Below are 16,874 nucleotides of genomic sequence, written 5' to 3'. Positions count from 1 at the left end.
GGTCAGCCCGGCGCCCCTTCGCCTGATCCCTCGCCCAACCCCTCGATCGCCGCGCGCACGGCGCCGAGCCGCGCGGGCGCCATGGAGAGGTCGCGCAGGCCGAGCGCGACGAGGCGGCCGACGGCGGCCGGGTCGCCGGCGAGATCGCCGCACACCGAGACCGGCCGGCCAAGGGCGCGGGCAGCGACCGCGATCTGGTCGAGCAGGCGGAACATGGCGGCCTCCGCTCCCGCATAGAGATGCGCGACCGCCGGATTGTCCCGCGCCGCCGCCGCGAGATACTGCATCAGATCGTTGGTGCCCACGGAAAAAAAGGCGGCCGCGCCGAACAGGTCGAGCGTCAGCGCCGCCGCCGGCACCTCCACCATGATGCCGAGCGGGGGGCGCCGCGCGGGCACGCCACGCCGGGCGAGGCGCGCCGCCTCCTCGTCGAACAGGCGCGCCATCGCCGCCAGCTCGGCGGGCAGCGTCACCATCGGCAGCAGCACGTTGACCGGGCCGAGCGCGGCGGCGCGGATCAGCGCACGGGCCTGGATGCGGGCGAGGTCGGGATGGGCGAGCAGGAAGCGCACGCCGCGCGCGCCAAGCACCGAGGCGGGGTCGCCCTCGACCAGCCCCGGCATCGCCTTGTCGCCGCCGAGGTCGAGCATGCGCAGCGTCGCCGGGCGCCCGCCGAGACGCTCGACGATGCGGCGGTAGCAGGCGAGGTGGCGCTCCTCATTCAGCGCCTCGGCGGCATCGGAGAGCAGGAACTCGGTACGCACGAGGCCGACGCCGGCAACGCCCGCAGGGTCGAGCGCGTCAAGATCGGCCAGCGTGTCGATATTGGCGAACAGCCGCACCGGGCCAGTCTCTGCCGCGCCGGTCTCTCCCGCGTACCTCCCCCCCGCACCGAGCCGCGCGGCGGGCGCCCTATCGGCGCCGGCCACGAGATGCGCTGGCGGCGCGTCGAGGCGTTCCTCCGGGTGCAGCCGGACCACGCCCTGCGTGCCGTCCACCAGCGCCGTGTCGCCCGGTTCCGCCGGCAGCGCGCCGAGGCCGACCACCATCGGCACGCCGCGCGAGCGCGCCAGCAGCGCGACATGGCTGGCCGCGCTGCCCGCGGTGAGCGCGATGGCCCCGCCCGCCGACCAGTCATGGGCGAGGAAGGCGCTGGGGGGCATGTCGCGCCCGACATAGACCGCGCCTTGCGGGAAATCGGCGCGGGTGCGTCCCGCCAGCGCGTCCAGCACCCGGTTCTTGAGGTCGGCGAGATCGGCGGCGCGCAGCGCGAAGGCGTCGCCATCGGTGGCGAGCGTGTCGATATGGGCGTTCATCGCGCCCGCCCAGGCCAGCGCCGCCGCCTCTCCGCGCCCGATGCGGGCGAAGGCCGGCGCGGTCAGTTCGCCGTCGAGCAGCAGTTCGATCTGGAAGTCGAGTATGCCGGCGCTCTCGGCGTCCGAGCGGGCGGAGAGTTCACCAAGCTCGGCCACCGCCACCGTGACCGCCGCCGCCAGCGCGGCGCGGGCATCGCCCTCGCCCGGCGCGCCGGGCAGCGGCACCGAGCGTTCCTCGGCGCGGTGGACCGGGCCGAGCGCGCGTCCCGGCGAGGCCGGGCTGCCGCGAAGGTCACGCGGGGCGGCCATCGGCCCGCCCGTCGGTCCGGCCAATCCGGCGCTCCTCGTCGAAATCCCGGCGCACCAGCTCGCTCAGCGCCGCGACCGCCTCCTCGGCGCGCGAGCCCTCGGCACGGATGCGCAGCCTCGTGCCACGCCGGATGCGGGCGCCGATGATCTTCACGATGCTCTTGCCGTTCAGCCACTCGCCGGAGCCGTCCACCGCCACCTCGACGGTGCAGGGAAAGCTCTTGGCGAGGCGGGTGAAGGCGACCGAGGGGCGCGCATGCAGGCCGATGCCGTGCGTCACCTCGACCTCCACCTGCGAACGGTGGGAGCCGGGAGCGCGCGCGAAGCCATGGGAGGGAACGGTCTCGGTCATCAGGAGGACAACTCTTCCGCCGTCGCCACCACGCGGGCCAGCGCCGAGCCGCCCGAGGCTTCCGCCGCCGCCACCACCGCGCCCTCGACGATGGGGGCGTTGCAGATGGCGACCTTCGCCGCGCGGACCGGGCCGAGCATCTCCACCGCCGCCTCGCTGTTGGTCTCGGCCCCGCCGAGATCGACGAAGATGGCGACCCCGGCCTCGGACCACGCCGCCTCGATGGCCGCCCGGATGCCCGCGACATGGGTGCCGAGCCCGCCCTCGGCATTGCCGCCGGTCCAGGCCAGCGGCACGCCGTCGCCGACCATCTGGCGCACCATGTCGGCCGCACCCTGCGCCACCAGCGGCGAGTGCGAGACGATCACGATGCCCACATTGGCGGAGCGGGGCGAGGGGACGGCCGTCATGGCGCGGCATGCTCCTTGAGATACTGGCAGATGGTGGCGGTGAGCAGGGCGCAGCTCGACGCGCCGGGGTCTTCGTGACCGACCGAGCGCGCGCCGAGATAGGACGCCCGGCCGCGCCGCGCCAGCATCATTTCGGTGGCCCGCGCCGCCGACTGCGCGCATTCGGCGATGCGAGCGGGTTCGGCGCGGCCGGCAACCTCCGCCTGCACGGGGTAGAGCACGTCCAGCAAAGTCTTGTCCCCGGGGCCGGAGCGCCCGCGCCGCGCCACCGCCTCGACCGCGCGGGCGAGCGTTGCGGCGAATTCGGCCACGTCCGCATCCGGCGGCAGGCCGCGCCCGAGTTCCATCATCAGCGTGCCGTAGAGCGGGCCGGCCGCGCCGCCGATGCTCATCACCAGCACGAAGCCGATGCGCTCCAGCGCCGCCGGCAGCGGCAGGGCGGCGATGGCCTCGCGCTCGCGATACACCGCCTCCAGCCCCCGGCGCATATTGGCGCCGTGATCGCCGTCGCCGATGGCACGGTCGAGCGAGGACAGGCGCTCGCCATGCCGGTCGATCTCGGCGCGGCACAACGCGATCAGCTCGGCGAGATCGGCGGCGTCGAACGGCATCGGCCTCACTCCCCGTCGCGGCTTCCGGCTCAGCGCCGGGCCAGCGCCTCGAACACCCTGGCCACCGCGACCGCGCCGGGGTCGGGCGAGCCTTCCAGATCGCGCGCGCCGACATAGGCGGCGCGGCCCGCCCGCGCCGTCGCCATGGCCCGCGTCGCCTCAGCGCCCGCCGTCGCGGCGGCGGCAGCAGCAGCGAGGCCTCCGCTCGCCAGCGCCGCCAGGGCGGGCGCCAGCGCGTCGACCATGGTACGGGCACCCGGGGTGGCTCCGCCATAGAAGATCATCCGGTCGAGGCCGGCGCCAAGCGAGGCGGGCAGATCCTCCCCCTCGGACGACGCCTTGGCGGCGGCGGTGAAGAAGATGGAGAGCAGCACGCCGCTCGACCCGCCCATGGCGGTGCCCAGTTCGGCGCCGATGGCGTGGAGCGTGGCGGCGGCATCGGCCAGCGGAAGCTGGCCCAGCCGCGCCTCGATGGCACGCGCGCCGGTGGCCACCGTCGAGCCGGTGTCGCCGTCGCCGGCGCGCGCGTCGAGCCGGTTCAGCTCCTCCTCCAGCCCGGTGAGGGTGGCGCAGGCGGTGCGGATGATCGCCTCCACCGTAGCGTCGGCGCTCGCCGCGATGCCATCGGCCGCCGGCGCGGCGGGAGCCGGCAGCACGACGACTTCGCCGGTCGGCACGGCCGGGCGCCAGGCGAGCGGCTCGACGGGGGAGGCCAGCGCCGCCGCGCGGGCCTCGTCGAGGCGCAGGAAGGACAGCGAGAAGCCGTTCATGTTGAGCGCGGTCATCAGCGCCGCCGGGCCGATGACGAGCCGCACATCCCGCCCGAGCGGGGACGCCAGCAGCGCCTCGGCAATGAGGCTCATCTCCAGCGGCGGCACGGCGCCGAGATTGTTGATCAGCAGCGCATGGCCGGCGCCCTCTTCGAGCCGCGCGCCGAGGCGTTCGGCCATCAGCGCGACGATCTCGCCGGCGGGCAGCAGCGCGATGCGCTCGACGCCCGGCTCACCATGAATGCCGAGGCCGAGTTCGCCCTCGTCGGCGCCGAGCCGGGCCTCGAAGGGCTGGCCGGGAATGGAGCAGGACGACAGCGAGACGCCGAGCGAGACGATGTCGGCGGCGGCGGCGCGGGCGGCGGCGGCGACGGTGGCGAGGTCCGCCCCGGCCTCGGCATGGTGGCCGGCGATCTTGTGCACGAACAGCGTGCCGGCGACGCCGCGCGGCTGGGGAATGTCCGGCAGGGCGATGTCGTCGGCGACGATGACCATCTCGACCCGATAGCCCTCGGCGCGGGCACGCTCGGCAGCCAGGCCGAAATTGAGCCGGTCGCCGGTGTAGTTCTTCACCACCAGCAGGCAGCCGGGCGCGCCGGTCACCGCGCGGATGGCGGTGAGCACGGCCTCGACGCTGGGCGAGGCGAAGATCTCGCCGGAAACGGCGGCGGTCAGCAGGCCCCGGCCGACGAAGCCGGCATGGGAGGGCTCATGCCCGGCGCCGCCGCCGGAGACCACGGCGACCTTCGACGTGTCCCAGTCCGCGCGCAACACGACCTTGATGTCGGGATAGGTGTCCAGCCGGGCCAGCCGGCCGGGCGGCGTCGTGCGCAGGAGCCCGTCCAGCGCCTCGGTGACGATGCTGTCCCGGCGGTTGAAGAAATGTTTCATCGCTGCCTTCCCATCCGTTCGGCGCGCCGGGCGTGGTCCCCGGCGGCCGCACCGCGTCCTTCGTCACACCAGCCGCTGGCCGTCCCGGCCGAAATAGAGCGGGTTCCTCAGCGCCAGGCTGATGCTGTCGCCGGGGCTCACCGGCATGTCCGGGTCGGCCAGCGTCACCAGCTTGTGCCCGCCGAGCCTGATATGCAGGTGGTTCTGGTCGCCCAGATGCTCGATCCAGTCGACCCGCGCATTGCCTTCCGCTGAGGGCGCGATGGCGATGTGCTCCGTGCGCGCGCCGATGGAGGCGGTGCCCGCCGGCGCCGAGACGCCCGGCAGCAGGTCGACCGGCAATATGTTGATATGCGGCTGGCCGAGGCGGGCGGCGACGTGGAGATTGGCCGGGTCGGCGTAGATCTCGCGCGGCGTGCCGATCTGCACCAGCTTGCCCTCGGCGAGAATGCCGATGCGGTCGGCCATGGTCATCGCCTCGATCTGGTCGTGGGTGACGTAGAGCAGCGTCGCCCCGAGTTCCTTCTGGATGCGCTTCAGCTCCAGGCGCAGCTCGCCGCGCAGCTTGGCGTCGAGCGAGGAAAGCGGCTCGTCCATCAGGTAGATCGCCGGGCGGCGCACCAGCGCGCGGCCGATGGCGACGCGCTGCATCTCGCCGCCGGAGAGGCGGGTGGAGCGGTTCTCCAGCTTGTGGTCGATGCGCACCATCTTCGCCACTTCGCGCACCCGCGCGTCGAGGGTCGCCGCGTCCATGCGGCGGGCCGGCGAGCGCAGCGGGAAGGCGAGGTTCTCGTAGACGGTCAGATGCGGGTAGAGCGAATATTGCTGGAACACGAAGGCGACGTCGCGCCCGGCCGGCGCCAGCCCCTCCATCGGCCGCCCGCCGATGGAGATGGTGCCGGCGTCCGGCTTCTCCAGTCCGGCGATGAGGCGCAGCGTCGTGGTCTTGCCCGCCCCGGTCGGGCCGAGCAGCACCACGAACTCGCCATCGGCGATGTGCAGGTCGACGGCGTCGACGGCGCGCTTGTCGCCCGCCTTGCCGAAACTCTTGGTGACGCCCTTCAGGACTACGTCAGCCATGACGGGCCTCCTTGCGCAGCGCGCCCTCGTGCAGCACCGACGGAATCACCCGGCCGGAGCGGGCATCGAACAGCGACAGCCGCTCGCTCTTGAAGGCGAGGCCGACCGGCTCGCCGATGCGGTAGCTGTGCCCGGCCGGCAGGCGCGCGCGCACCAGCCCGCCCTGCGTCTCCACCGTCACGATCTGGTTGGTGCCGAGATATTCGGCGCCATAGACCGCCCCGCGCAGCGGCGAGGCGTCGGAAAAGCGGATGTGCTCGGGCCGCACGCCGAGCGCCAGTGCGCCGGGAGCGACCTCGGCGCGCAGCTCGGGCATCTCCACCTCGGCCGCGCCGATACGGGCGGCGCGCGCCCCTTTCGGCAGGCCGGCCTCGAAGCGGATGAAGTTCATCGGCGGCGAGCCGATGAAGTCGGCGACATACATGGAGGCCGGGCGGTCATAGATCTCCTGCGGCGTGCCGAACTGCTCGATGACACCGTGATTCATCACCGCGATCTTGTCGGCCATCGCCATCGCCTCGATCTGGTCGTGGGTGACGTAGACCGTGGTGGCGTGGATGCGGTTGTGCAGCTCGCGCAGCTCGCGGACCATCACCTCGCGGAACTCGGCGTCGAGCGTGCCGAGCGGCTCGTCCATCAGGAAGCACATCGGCCGGCGCACGATGGCGCGCCCGAGCGCCACGCGCTGGCGGTCGCCGCCAGCAAGGCCCGAGACCGGCCGGTCAAGGATGTGGTCGATCTGGAGAAGCCGCGCGGTCTCCTCCACCCGCGCGCGGATCTCCGCCTTCGGCACGCCCTGCGCCATAAGCGGGAAGCCGATGTTCCGCCGGACGTTCATGTGCGGGTAGAGCGCGAAAAGCTGGAATACGAAGGCGATGTCGCGTTCGCTGGCGCGCCTGTAGGTCACGTCCTCGCCGCCGAGCTGGATGGTGCCGCCGGTGGGCAGTTCCAGCCCGGCGATCATGCGCAGCGTCGTCGTCTTGCCGCAGCCCGAGGGGCCGAGAAGGGCGAGGAACGAGCCGTCCTCGACGGTGAAGCTGGAATCCTGCACGGCGACGAACTCGCCGAACGCCTTACGCAGATGGTCGACCTTGATCTCGGCCATCGGGCTACTCCGGAAACTTCGACACGATCATGAACATGAAAGTGCCGACCAGAAGGGTGACGAGGGAATAGGTGTAGAGCACCAGCGCGAAGGGCTGGAACAGCATGAGGAAGCCGAGCCCGATGACGGTGACGGCGACCGCCTCCATCGGCCCGCGCCGCAGGAAGAAGGGGCGCACGGGCTTCGTGTCGGACGGCGTGGCATCGGGCGGCGTGGCGGCGGCGGGACGGATATCGCTCATTTGCGCACCGCCCCGAAGGTGATGCCGCGCAGCAGCTGCTTGCGAAGCAGGATGGTGAAGACGAGGATCGGCATCAGGAAGATCGTCGTGCCGGCCGCCACCGCCGGCCAGTCCTGCCCGCCCTCGCCGATGATGGTGGGGATGAAGGGCGGCGCGGTCTGGGCGCTGCCGGAGGTGAGCAGCGAGGCGAAGGCATATTCGTTCCAGGCGAAGATCAGGCAGAAGATGGCGGTGGCGGCGATGCCGGTGGTCGCCTGCGGCAGCACCACCTTGCGGAAGGCCTGCAGGCGCGAATAGCCGTCGATCATCGCGGCCTCCTCGTATTCGCGCGGAATCTCGTCGATGAAGCCCTTGAGCAGCCAGACGGCGAGCGAGACGTTGACCGCCGTGTAGAGCAGCATCATGCCCAGCGCCGTGTCGGACAGGCCGAGCTGGCGGTACATAAGGTAGATCGGGATGGCCACCGCGATGGGCGGCATCATCCGGGTAGACAGGATGAAGAACAGCAGGTCGTCGGCCAGCGGCACCTTGAAGCGCGAGAAGCCATAGGCCGCCAGCGTGCCCAGCCCGACGGCGAGGAAGGTCGAGCCGAAGGCGATGATCAGCGAATTGGCGAAGCGCGGCAGGAAGTTCGACGGCCCGGCGATCACCATGTTGCGCTTGCGGGTCACGGCGTCGCAGATGCCGTCCGGCTCCGGCAGCGCGGCGATGTATTCCGGCGTCTGCCGCGTGCGGGTGGTGAAGAGGTTGCAGTAGCCCTCCAGCGAGGGCGTGAACAGGATCTTCGGGGGGTAGGAGATCGAGTCGGGGGGCGACTTGATCGAGGTGAGGAAGATCCACACCAGCGGCACCATGGTGATGACCGCGTAGAGGATCACCAGCGTGGCGGCGATGCGCTTGGAGGTCGCGCCCGGCTCGACGACGGAATGGGCGGCGGTCGCTGTGGTCGGCTTGAAGATTGTCCTGGCCGGGCTCATCGCTGCTTCACCCTGTTGAGCGCCTTGACGTAGATGTTGGCGAGGCCGAACACCGCGACGAAGAGGACGATGGCGAAGGCCGAGGATCGCCCGGTCGCCCACGCCTCGAAGGCGTCGCGCTTGAGCGCGATGGAGGCGACCTCGGTCGTCGAGCCGGGCCCGCCGCCGGTGAGCAGGTTCACCATGTCGAACATCTTGAAGTTCTCGATGCCGCGGAACAGCACCGCCAGCATGATGAAGGGCAGCGCCATCGGCACGGTGATCGACCAGAACTGCCGCCAGGGGGAGGCGCGGTCGACTTCCGCCGCCTCGTAGATGTAGTCCGGGATCGAGCGCAGCCCGGCGAGGCAGATCAGCATCACATAGGGCGTCCACATCCAGGTATCGACGATGATGATCGCCCAGGGCGCCAGCTGGACGCTGCCGAGCATCTGGATCTCGGAGGTCGGAATGCCGGTCAGGAACGAGACCGCATAGGCGAACAGGCCGATCTGCGGCTCGTAGAGGAAGCGCCAGAAATTGCCGACCACGGCCGGCGACAGCATCATCGGAATGAGGATCAGCGTCGTCCAGAAGGCGTGGCCGCGGAACTTGCGGTCGATCAGATAGGCGAGGCCGAAGCCGATCACCGTCTGCAACAGAATGGTCCAGAACACGAAATGCGCCGTGGTCTGCATCGACGCCCAGATGTCGGGGTCGTTCAGCACGCGCGAATAGTTGCCGAGGCCGACATTCCTGACCTCGGCATTGGGCCGGTTGGCCCGGTAGTTGGTGAAGGACAGGTAGATCGCCCAGAACAGCGGGAAGATGTTGATCGCCAGCAGCAGCGCGATGGTCGGGGCGATGAACAGCCAGGCGATGGCCTTGTCGGAGAGCGAGCGCACCCGCCTCGCGAGAGGCTCCGGGGTCGCGCGCACCGCCGCCTCGGCGGTCTTGTCGGCAAAGGTGTGATGGGATGTTGTCACGCGCGCACTCGCTGGCGTCGGCGGTTCGAAAAGGGGCGACCCGGTCAGGTCTCGGATGCAACCGGGTCGCCGTCGGGAGGAAGCGGGGGGCAATTCTCCCTCTCCCCGCCGGGGAGAGGGGTGGGGTGAGGGGTTCGACGCCTTGCGCGTGCTTGCCCCTCACCGACCCGCTTCGCGGGTCACCTCTCCCCAGCGGGGAGAGGGTTAAGAAGGCACTCGGCCCTCAGATCTTGCCGTCTTCCTTGAAGATCTCGGTCCAGTCGACCACCAGGCCGTCGAGCGCCTGCTTGGCCGTGCCTTTGCCGGCGATGACATAGTCATGCACCCGCTTCTGCATCGACTGCAGCAGTTCGGCGTAGCTCGGCTCGGCCCAGAAATCCTTCACGATCGCCATGGATTCGAGGAAGGCCGGGGCGTAGGGCTGGCTGGTCTTGAAGTCGGGGGCGTCGACCACCGCCTTCAGGCAGGAATAGCCGCCGAGCTTCCACCACTTGGCCTGCACGTCGGGCTGGGCGAACCACTTGATGTACTGGAGCGCGGCGTCGCGCTTGTCGGAATAGGCCACCACCGAGATGCCCTGTCCGCCGAGCTGGGCGAAATGGTACTTCTCGGCCGGGTTGGCGAAGAAGCCGATGCGGTCGCCGCCCACCTTCTCGTCCTTGTAGAGGCCCGGCCAGGTGAAGGCGAAGTTCATCTGCATCGCCACCTGCCCGGATTTGAACGCGTCGGCCGATTCCACCATGTAGACGTTGGAGGAGCCCGGCGGCGTGCAGCAATCATAGAGCGCCTTGTAGAATTCGAGGCCCTTGATCGCGTCCGGCGAGTTCACATAGCCCTGCATGTCGTAGGGCTTCTTGGGGTTCTCATACATGAAGCCCCAGTCGTAGAGGACGTTGGTCACGCCCATGGTGATGCCTTCCGAGCCGCGCTCGGTGTAGATCGAGGCACCGTAGATGGTCTTGCCGTCGATCTGCCGCTTCTGGAAGAATTCGGCGATCTGCTTGAGCTGGTCGTAGGTCTTCGGCGCGGCGAGGTCCCAGCCATACTTGGCCTTGAATTCCTTCTGCAATTCCGGCCGTTCGAACCAGTCCTTCCGGTAGGTCCAGCCGACGACGTCGCCCATGGCCGGCAGCGCCCAGTAGTTCGGCGTGTTCTTCGGCCATTCCGAATAGCCGACCACCGTCGCCGGCACGAAGTCATCCATCTTGATGCCTTCCTTGGCGAAGAAGTCGTTCAGCTTGACGTAGTGGCCGTTCTCGGCGGCGCCGCCGATCCACTGGCTGTCGCCGATGATGAGGTCGCACAGCTTGCCGCGCGAGTTCAGCTCGTTGAGGAAGCGGTCGGCATAGCTGGTCCACGGCACGAATTCGAACTTCATGTCGATGCCGGACTTGGCGGTGAAGTCCTTCGACAGCTCGACCAGCGCATTGGCCGGATCCCAGGCCGCCCAGCACAGGGTGAGCTGTTCGGCCTTGGCGGCCTGCGGCGTGGTCATGGCGGCGCACAGCGCGGCCGCCCCGAACAGGGGTACCCACTTCTTCTGCATGCTCTCCTCCCAGAGAACGAAGGTGGGCTCGTCGCCCCCTCCTTTGGCCTTGTCGGCTTGTGGTCTTCAGGTTGCGTTGGTCAGCTTGCGGTCGTCAGGTCACGGTCGTCACGCGGCGGCCTTGCCGGCCCGATCCTGCCGGCGTGGCGTGCACCGGCGAGATTTAGTGTTGTGTTTAGTTAGATACGATTTGCTCAACAGCGCAAGAACAAATCGTTGCTGCGCCGCAGCGTGCCGCATCCGCCCCATGCCGGCCTTCGGCAGCCGGCGCGGCAGAGAAACGGCCGGCGCCGGCGGCGCGCTGCGCCTGCCCTCTCCCGGCCGTCCCGGGTGCCCGATCCGGGAGTACGCCGATGCTGCGTCGCACCTAAACGAAGGTTCGAGTCTTTCGCATTTTGCCCTGTTGCCGCCGAAATCAGTTTCGTATAGCGTCCATACGAAGATAAAAACGAAAGCGCTCCCAACGTAAGGGAGCGCATCCGGGAGGCGCCAATTGGACGCTCGCGCGCGGGACGAAATCTATGACCTCGCCATCATCGGCGGGGGCGTGAACGGGTGCGGCATCGCGCGGGACGCGGCCGGCCGGGGCGCGTCGGTCGTGCTGCTGGAGCAGGGCGACTTCGCCGGCGCCACCTCCTCCGCCTCGACCAAGCTGATCCATGGCGGCCTGCGCTATCTCGAGCATTACGAGTTCCGCCTCGTCCACGAGGCGCTCGCCGAGCGCGAGGTGCTGTGGGGTATCGCCCCGCACATCATCCGCCCGCTGCGCTTCGTGCTGCCCCACCATGACGGGCTGCGTCCCGCCTGGCTGCTGCGGCTCGGCCTGTTCCTCTACGACCATCTGGGCGGGCGCAAGCGCCTGCCCTCGACCCGCGCGCTGGACCTGTCGCGCGACCCGGCCGGGCGGCCGCTGCGCGAGGGCTACAAGCGCGGCTTCGAATATTCCGACTGCTGGGTGGAGGACAGCCGGCTCGTCGTGCTGAACGCGCTCGATGCCGCCGAGCGCGGCGCCGACGTGCGGCGCGGCGCGCGCGTCGTGTCGGCCCAGCGCGAGCCGGAATACTGGCGCCTCGAAGTGGAGGGCGACGGCGGGCACCAGCTCGTCCATGCCCGCGCGCTGGTCAATGCCGCCGGTCCCTGGGTACACGAGGTGCTGGCGCATGTGCTGCGCGCCAATTCGCCGGCTAATGTCCGCCTCGTGCAGGGCAGCCACATCGTGGTGCCGCGCCTGTATGAGCACGACCGCGCCTATATCTTCCAGAACGCCGACGGGCGCATCATCTTCGCCATCCCCTATGAGAATGACTTCACGCTGATCGGCACCACCGACCGCGACTATGGCAGCACGCCGGGCAAGCCGGTCGCCAGCGCCGAGGAGATCGCCTATCTGTGCGCGGCGGCGAGCGAGTATTTCAAGGCGCCGGTCACGCCCGACCAGGTGGTGTGGACCTATTCCGGCGTGCGCCCGCTCTATGACGACGGTGCCTCCAAGGCGCAGGAGGCGACGCGCGACTACGTGCTCGAACTCGACGACGTGGACGGCCGGGTGCCGGTGCTCTCGGTCTTCGGCGGCAAGATCACCACCTATCGCCGCCTCGCCGAGCACGCCGTGCAGAAGCTCGCCCCCTATCTGCCGGCCGCCGGCAAGGCGTCCTGGACCGGCACCGCGCCGCTGCCCGGCGGCGATTTCGCGGTGACCGACCAGCCGCGCGTGGTCGCCCAGCTGCTGCGCGCGCATCCCTGGCTCGACGAGCGGCTCGCACGCCGCCTCGTCATCGCCTACGGCACCCGGGCGATGCGCATCCTCGACGGCGCCCGCTCGGCCGGCGACCTCGGCCGCGTCTTCGGCGCCGATCTCACCGAGGCCGAGGTGCGCTATCTGATGCGCGAGGAATGGGCGCGCACCGCCGAGGACGTGCTGTGGCGCCGCTCCAAGCTCGGCCTGCGCTTCACCGCGCCGGAAACCGCCGCGCTCGATGCCTTCATGTCGGAGATCGCGCCACACCGCGCCGCACCGGCGCCGCTGCAGGGAGCCGCGCGATGACCCTCGAACTCGATCGCGTCAGCCGCACCGTCGCCGGTGTCCCCTACATACGCGACATCTCGCTGCGGCTGGAGCGGGGCAGCCTCAACGTGCTGCTCGGCGCCACGCTGGCCGGCAAGACCAGCCTGATGCGGCTGATGGCCGGCCTCGACGCGCCGACCTCCGGGCGCGTCCTCGTCGACGGGCGCGACGTCACCGGCGTGCCGGTGAAGAAGCGCAGCGTCGCCATGGTCTACCAGCAGTTCATCAACTACCCCTCGCTGACCGTCTACGAGAACATCGCCTCGCCGCTGCGCGTGCAGGGGCTGCTGAAGTCCGAGATCGCGGCGCGCGTCGCCGAGGCGGCGCGGCTGCTCAAGCTGGAGCCCTATCTGGCGCGCACCCCGCTCGCCCTCTCCGGCGGCCAGCAGCAGCGCACCGCCATCGCCCGCGCGCTGGTCAAGCGCGCCGATCTGGTGCTGCTCGACGAGCCGCTGGCCAATCTCGACTACAAGCTGCGCGAGGAATTGCGCGAGGAACTGCCGCGCATCTTCGCCTCCACCGGCGCCGTCTTCGTCTATGCGACGACCGAGCCGACCGAGGCGCTGCTGCTCGGCGGCAGCACCGCCTGCCTGATGGAGGGCCGGCTCACCCAGTTCGGCCCGACCGCCGAGGTCTATCGCCGTCCCGGCGACCTCGCCACCGCCCGCGTCTTCTCCGATCCGCCGCTCAACGCGCTGCGCGCCACCAAATCCGGCCACACCGTGCTGCTGGAGAACGGCTCCGTGCTGCCGGCGAGTGGCGTGCTGTTCGGCGTGCCGGACGGCTCGTACACGGTCGGCGTGCGCGCCCATCACCTGGAGGTGGAGGACGTCGCCAGCGCCGAGCGCCATCCCGGCGCCGACCGGCTGATCCGCCTCGGCGCCACCGTCGCCGTGACCGAAGTGACGGGCTCGGAGAGCTTCCTGCACATGGACATGGGCGAGGAGCGCCTGACCGCGCTGGTGCCCGGCGTGCGGCGCGTCGAGCCCGGCGCGACGGTCGAGGTGCTGATCGATCCGGACCATATCCTGCTGTTCGACGCCGCCGGCCAACGGGCCGGACGCGTCCTGGACGCGGCGGCGTGAGGAGCAGACCATGGCCAGCATCACACTCGACGGTCTCGCCCACGCCTACCGCCCCGATCCGCGCGGTCCGCAGGACTATGCGCTGAAGGAGATCAACCATGTCTGGCGGCAGGGCGGCGCCTATGCGCTGCTCGGCCCCTCGGGCTGCGGCAAGACCACGCTGCTCAACATCATCTCCGGCCTCGTGGTGCCCACGCGCGGGCGCATCCTGTTCGACGGGCACGACGTCACCCGCCTGCCGACCGAGGCGCGCAACATCGCGCAGGTGTTCCAGTTCCCTGTTGTCTACGACACCATGACGGTGCGCGAGAACCTCGCCTTCCCGCTTAAGAACCGGCACCTGCCGCGCGAGACCATCGCCCGCCGCGTCGAGGAGATCGCCTCCCGGCTCGACATGAGCGCGGTGCTCGACCGCAAGGCCTCGAACCTCACCGCCGACGCCAAGCAGAAGATCTCGCTCGGGCGCGGGCTGGTGCGCGAGGATGTCGCCGCCATCCTGTTCGACGAGCCGCTGACCGTCATCGACCCGCATCTGAAATGGCAGCTGCGCTCGACGCTGAAGGAACTGCACCGCTCGCTCGACCTGACCATGATCTACGTCACCCACGACCAGACCGAGGCGCTGACCTTCGCCGACACGGTGGTGGTCATGCATGACGGCGCCGTGGTGCAGACCGGCACGCCCGAGGAACTGTTCGAGCGCCCTGCGCACACCTTCGTCGGCCACTTCATCGGCTCGCCCGGCATGAACGTGCTGCCGGCCACGGTCGAGGGCCGCACCGCCCATGTCGGCGGCGTCGGCATCGACCTCATCCGCTCCTATCCCACGCTGCCGGCCGGCGAGAAGGTCGAGCTCGGCGTGCGGCCGGAATTCGCCACGCTGGCGCCGGCGGGCAGCGGCGTGCCGGTAAAGGTGCGGCGGGTCGACGATATCGGCCGCGCCCGCATCGCCCGCATCGAGATCGGCGGCCACCCCGCCGCGGCGCTGATGCCGGAGACGCTTTCGCTCAATGGCGACGAGGCGGGCCTGACGCTCGACGCCCGCCAGATCCACATCTATTCCGGCGGCGTGCTGGTCGCCGGCGAGGGAGCCGCCTGATGGAAAAGCCCCTCAACAACCGCGCCTGGCTGCTCGTCGCCCCGGTGTTCCTGATCGTCGCCTTCTCGGCCATCGTGCCGATCATGACGGTGGTGAACTATTCGGTTCAGGACACCTTCGGCAACAACCAGTTCTTCTGGAACGGGCTCGGCTGGTTCCAGGAACTGCTGGACCCCACGACCGAGCTTGGCGGGCGCTTCTTCGACGCGCTGTGGCGCAACCTGCTGTTCTCGGCGATCATCCTCGCCATCGAGGTGCCGCTCGGCATTCTCGTGGCGCTGTCCATGCCGCGCGAGGGCTGGAAGGTCGCCGCCACGCTGGTGATCATGGCGCTGCCACTGCTGATCCCGTGGAACGTGGTCGGCACCATCTGGCAGGTCTTCGCCCGCGCCGATATCGGCCTCGCCGGCTGGGCCATCAACGCGCTCGGCATCGACTACAACTACACCGGCGACTCGCTGGCGGCCTGGATCACCATCGTGGTGATGGATGTGTGGCACTGGACCAGCCTCGTCGCGCTGCTGTGCTATGCCGGCCTCAAGTCGATCCCCGACGCCTATTACCAGGCCGCGCGCATCGACGGCGCCTCGCGCTGGGCGGTGTTCACCACCATCCAGCTGCCGAAGATGAAGCGCGTGCTGCTGATCGCGGTACTGCTGCGCTTCATGGACAGCTTCATGATCTACACCGAGCCCTTCGTCCTCACCGGCGGCGGCCCCGGCAACGCCACCACCTTCCTGTCCATCGACCTCGTGAAGCTCGCGCTCGGCCAGTTCGATCTCGGCAAGGCGGCGGCGATGAGCCTCGTCTACAACCTCATCGTGCTGGCCCTGTGCTGGGTCTTCTACACGGTGATGACCAATACCGGCTCCGAGCGCCAGCAGGTGGAGACGCAGCCATGAGCACCTCCGCCAACCGCGCCTCGCGCTCCGGCGCCATCGTGATGACGGTCTATCTCGTCTTCCTGCTGTTGCCGATCTACTGGCTCGTGAACATGAGCCTGAAGACCAATTTCGAGATCAATTCCGGCGTCACCCTCTGGCCGCAGGCGATCACCTTCGAGCACTACATCAAGATCTTCACCGATTCGAGCTGGTACTCGGGCTACATCAACTCGCTGTCCTATGTGGTGCTGAACACCATCATCTCGATCTCGCTGGCGCTGCCGGCGGCCTATGCCTTCTCGCGCTACCGCTTCGTCGGCGAGAAACACCTGTTCTTCTGGCTGCTGTCGAACCGCATGGCGCCGCCGGCGGTGTTCGCCCTGCCCTTCTTCAACCTGTATTCCGCCATCGGCCTGTTCGACACGCCGTGGGCAGTGGCGCTGGCGCACTGCCTGTTCAACGTGCCGCTGGCGGTGTGGATCCTGGAGGGCTTCATGTCCGGCGTGCCGCGCGAGATCGACGAGACGGCGGCCATCGACGGCTATTCCTTCCCGCACTTCTTCCTGAAGATCTTCATGCCGCTGATCGCCTCGGGCGTCGGCGTGGCGGCCTTCTTCTGCTTCATGTTCTCGTGGGTGGAGCTGCTGCTGGCGCGCACGCTCACCGCCACCAACGCCAAGCCGATCGCCGTCACCATGACCCGTACCGTCTCGGCCGCCGGCATGGACTGGGGCCTTCTCGCCGCCGCCGGCGTGCTCACCATCATTCCCGGCGCGCTCGTCATCTGGTTCGTGCGCAACTACATCGCCAAGGGCTTTGCCCTTGGCCGGGTGTGAGGGAGGACGCGATGGAAGACACCACTTCGCGCCTTTCCGAGAACCTCGCCTGGATGGCGTGGACCTGGCAGACCGGGCTGTTCTTCGTCGTCATAGCCGGGTTGCTGCTGTTCTTCACCCTGGTGGCGCTGTGGCGGCCCGAGCGGGCCCGCGTCGGCGTGCTCGGCATTCCCACCACGCGCGGCGACCGGCTGTTCATCACGCTGCTCGGCAGCGCCTTCATCAATCTCGCCTGGCTCGGCCTGGTGGGACCCGATCTCGGCTGGGCGCTCGCGCTCTGCCTTGTCTACGCACTGGCGGTGTTCCGCCTCGTGTGAATGCGCCTAAGCGGT

At 69.6% G+C, this 16,874-nt stretch carries 17 protein-coding genes; 6 read left to right on the top strand and 11 right to left on the bottom strand.

Going from position 1 to position 16,874, the window contains the following annotated elements:
• Positions 1-2 precede the first annotated feature (2 nt).
• The 11 genes from GBB76_RS14400 to GBB76_RS14350 form a co-directional block, all read right to left on the bottom strand.
• Complete coding sequence (locus GBB76_RS14400) at positions 3-1,625, bottom strand: putative PEP-binding protein (protein ID WP_152303942.1); 1,623 nt, start codon at positions 1,623-1,625, stop codon at positions 3-5.
• Positions 1,609-1,977, bottom strand: a complete 369-nt coding sequence (locus tag GBB76_RS14395) for an HPr family phosphocarrier protein (protein WP_152303941.1) — start codon at positions 1,975-1,977, stop codon at positions 1,609-1,611. Before GBB76_RS14395 ends, GBB76_RS14400 begins: the two co-directional genes overlap by 17 nt.
• Positions 1,977-2,387, bottom strand: a complete 411-nt coding sequence (gene dhaM / locus GBB76_RS14390) for a dihydroxyacetone kinase phosphoryl donor subunit DhaM (RefSeq protein WP_152303940.1) — start codon at positions 2,385-2,387, stop codon at positions 1,977-1,979. Before dhaM ends, GBB76_RS14395 begins: the two co-directional genes overlap by 1 nt.
• The gene (gene dhaL / locus GBB76_RS14385) at positions 2,384-2,998 is read right to left on the bottom strand and encodes a dihydroxyacetone kinase subunit DhaL (protein WP_152303939.1); all 615 of its coding nucleotides are present in this window, start codon (positions 2,996-2,998) and stop codon (positions 2,384-2,386) included. The genes dhaM and dhaL overlap by 4 nt, the downstream gene beginning before the upstream one ends.
• Before the next feature lie 29 nt (positions 2,999-3,027).
• Positions 3,028-4,659 carry a dihydroxyacetone kinase subunit DhaK gene (locus tag GBB76_RS14380; protein ID WP_152303938.1) on the bottom strand — a complete coding sequence of 544 codons (1,632 nt, stop codon included), beginning with the start codon at positions 4,657-4,659 and terminating at the stop codon, positions 3,028-3,030.
• A 63-nt stretch (positions 4,660-4,722) separates the two neighbouring features.
• Positions 4,723-5,739, bottom strand: coding sequence for an ABC transporter ATP-binding protein (locus GBB76_RS14375; RefSeq protein ID WP_152303937.1), 1,017 nt, complete (start codon positions 5,737-5,739; stop codon positions 4,723-4,725).
• Positions 5,732-6,844 carry an ABC transporter ATP-binding protein gene (locus GBB76_RS14370; protein WP_152303936.1) on the bottom strand — a complete coding sequence of 371 codons (1,113 nt, stop codon included), beginning with the start codon at positions 6,842-6,844 and terminating at the stop codon, positions 5,732-5,734. Before GBB76_RS14370 ends, GBB76_RS14375 begins: the two co-directional genes overlap by 8 nt.
• Positions 6,845-6,848: 4 nt before the next feature.
• Entirely contained in the window at positions 6,849-7,085 is a 237-nt protein-coding gene (locus GBB76_RS14365; RefSeq protein WP_152303935.1) for a hypothetical protein, read from the bottom strand.
• Positions 7,082-8,062, bottom strand: a complete 981-nt coding sequence (locus GBB76_RS14360; protein WP_152303934.1) for a carbohydrate ABC transporter permease — start codon at positions 8,060-8,062, stop codon at positions 7,082-7,084. Before GBB76_RS14360 ends, GBB76_RS14365 begins: the two co-directional genes overlap by 4 nt.
• Positions 8,059-9,027 (bottom strand): carbohydrate ABC transporter permease, encoded by a 969-nt coding sequence (locus tag GBB76_RS14355; RefSeq protein ID WP_152303933.1) that lies wholly within the window; start codon positions 9,025-9,027, stop codon positions 8,059-8,061. The genes GBB76_RS14360 and GBB76_RS14355 overlap by 4 nt, the downstream gene beginning before the upstream one ends.
• 223 nt (positions 9,028-9,250) lie before the next feature.
• A complete protein-coding gene (locus GBB76_RS14350) occupies positions 9,251-10,573 on the bottom strand; it encodes an ABC transporter substrate-binding protein (RefSeq protein ID WP_152303932.1) in 1,323 nt (440 codons plus the stop codon).
• A 493-nt stretch (positions 10,574-11,066) separates the two neighbouring features.
• Between GBB76_RS14350 and glpD the strand changes: the two genes are divergently transcribed.
• Genes glpD through GBB76_RS14320 form a run of 6 tightly spaced genes read left to right on the top strand, consistent with a single transcriptional unit; the run spans position 11,067 to position 16,859 of the window.
• Positions 11,067-12,617, top strand: a complete 1,551-nt coding sequence (glpD, locus tag GBB76_RS14345) for a glycerol-3-phosphate dehydrogenase (protein WP_152303931.1) — start codon at positions 11,067-11,069, stop codon at positions 12,615-12,617.
• Positions 12,614-13,723, top strand: a complete 1,110-nt coding sequence (locus GBB76_RS14340; protein ID WP_152303930.1) for an ABC transporter ATP-binding protein — start codon at positions 12,614-12,616, stop codon at positions 13,721-13,723. Before glpD ends, GBB76_RS14340 begins: the two co-directional genes overlap by 4 nt.
• Before the next feature lie 10 nt (positions 13,724-13,733).
• A complete protein-coding gene (locus GBB76_RS14335) occupies positions 13,734-14,822 on the top strand; it encodes an ABC transporter ATP-binding protein (RefSeq protein ID WP_152303929.1) in 1,089 nt (362 codons plus the stop codon).
• Positions 14,822-15,724, top strand: coding sequence for a carbohydrate ABC transporter permease (locus GBB76_RS14330; protein ID WP_152303928.1), 903 nt, complete (start codon positions 14,822-14,824; stop codon positions 15,722-15,724). Before GBB76_RS14335 ends, GBB76_RS14330 begins: the two co-directional genes overlap by 1 nt.
• Positions 15,721-16,542 (top strand): carbohydrate ABC transporter permease, encoded by an 822-nt coding sequence (locus GBB76_RS14325; RefSeq protein ID WP_152303927.1) that lies wholly within the window; start codon positions 15,721-15,723, stop codon positions 16,540-16,542. Before GBB76_RS14330 ends, GBB76_RS14325 begins: the two co-directional genes overlap by 4 nt.
• Positions 16,543-16,553: 11 nt before the next feature.
• Positions 16,554-16,859 carry a DUF2160 domain-containing protein gene (locus GBB76_RS14320; protein WP_152303926.1) on the top strand — a complete coding sequence of 102 codons (306 nt, stop codon included), beginning with the start codon at positions 16,554-16,556 and terminating at the stop codon, positions 16,857-16,859.
• Positions 16,860-16,874: the final 15 nt, after the last annotated feature.

The sequence above is a fragment of the Ancylobacter sp. TS-1 genome (genome assembly GCF_009223885.1).
GTDB lineage: Bacteria > Pseudomonadota > Alphaproteobacteria > Rhizobiales > Xanthobacteraceae > Ancylobacter.
This window is presented reverse-complemented; position numbering and strand designations above follow the sequence as displayed.

What these genes read in the sequence shown, in the direction of transcription:
- GBB76_RS14400 (WP_152303942.1), bottom strand. Translation starts at nt 1,625, where the DNA reads ATGGCCGCCCCGCGTGACCTTCGCGGCAGCCCGGCCTCGCCGGGACGC.
- GBB76_RS14395 (WP_152303941.1), bottom strand. Translation starts at nt 1,977, where the DNA reads ATGACCGAGACCGTTCCCTCCCATGGCTTCGCGCGCGCTCCCGGCTCC.
- dhaM (WP_152303940.1), bottom strand. Translation starts at nt 2,387, where the DNA reads ATGACGGCCGTCCCCTCGCCCCGCTCCGCCAATGTGGGCATCGTGATC.
- dhaL (WP_152303939.1), bottom strand. Translation starts at nt 2,998, where the DNA reads ATGCCGTTCGACGCCGCCGATCTCGCCGAGCTGATCGCGTTGTGCCGC.
- GBB76_RS14380 (WP_152303938.1), bottom strand. Translation starts at nt 4,659, where the DNA reads ATGAAACATTTCTTCAACCGCCGGGACAGCATCGTCACCGAGGCGCTG.
- GBB76_RS14375 (WP_152303937.1), bottom strand. Translation starts at nt 5,739, where the DNA reads ATGGCTGACGTAGTCCTGAAGGGCGTCACCAAGAGTTTCGGCAAGGCG.
- GBB76_RS14370 (WP_152303936.1), bottom strand. Translation starts at nt 6,844, where the DNA reads ATGGCCGAGATCAAGGTCGACCATCTGCGTAAGGCGTTCGGCGAGTTC.
- GBB76_RS14365 (WP_152303935.1), bottom strand. Translation starts at nt 7,085, where the DNA reads ATGAGCGATATCCGTCCCGCCGCCGCCACGCCGCCCGATGCCACGCCG.
- GBB76_RS14360 (WP_152303934.1), bottom strand. Translation starts at nt 8,062, where the DNA reads ATGAGCCCGGCCAGGACAATCTTCAAGCCGACCACAGCGACCGCCGCC.
- GBB76_RS14350 (WP_152303932.1), bottom strand. Translation starts at nt 10,573, where the DNA reads ATGCAGAAGAAGTGGGTACCCCTGTTCGGGGCGGCCGCGCTGTGCGCC.
- GBB76_RS14340 (WP_152303930.1), top strand. Translation starts at nt 12,614, where the DNA reads ATGACCCTCGAACTCGATCGCGTCAGCCGCACCGTCGCCGGTGTCCCC.
- GBB76_RS14335 (WP_152303929.1), top strand. Translation starts at nt 13,734, where the DNA reads ATGGCCAGCATCACACTCGACGGTCTCGCCCACGCCTACCGCCCCGAT.
- GBB76_RS14330 (WP_152303928.1), top strand. Translation starts at nt 14,822, where the DNA reads ATGGAAAAGCCCCTCAACAACCGCGCCTGGCTGCTCGTCGCCCCGGTG.
- GBB76_RS14325 (WP_152303927.1), top strand. Translation starts at nt 15,721, where the DNA reads ATGAGCACCTCCGCCAACCGCGCCTCGCGCTCCGGCGCCATCGTGATG.
- GBB76_RS14320 (WP_152303926.1), top strand. Translation starts at nt 16,554, where the DNA reads ATGGAAGACACCACTTCGCGCCTTTCCGAGAACCTCGCCTGGATGGCG.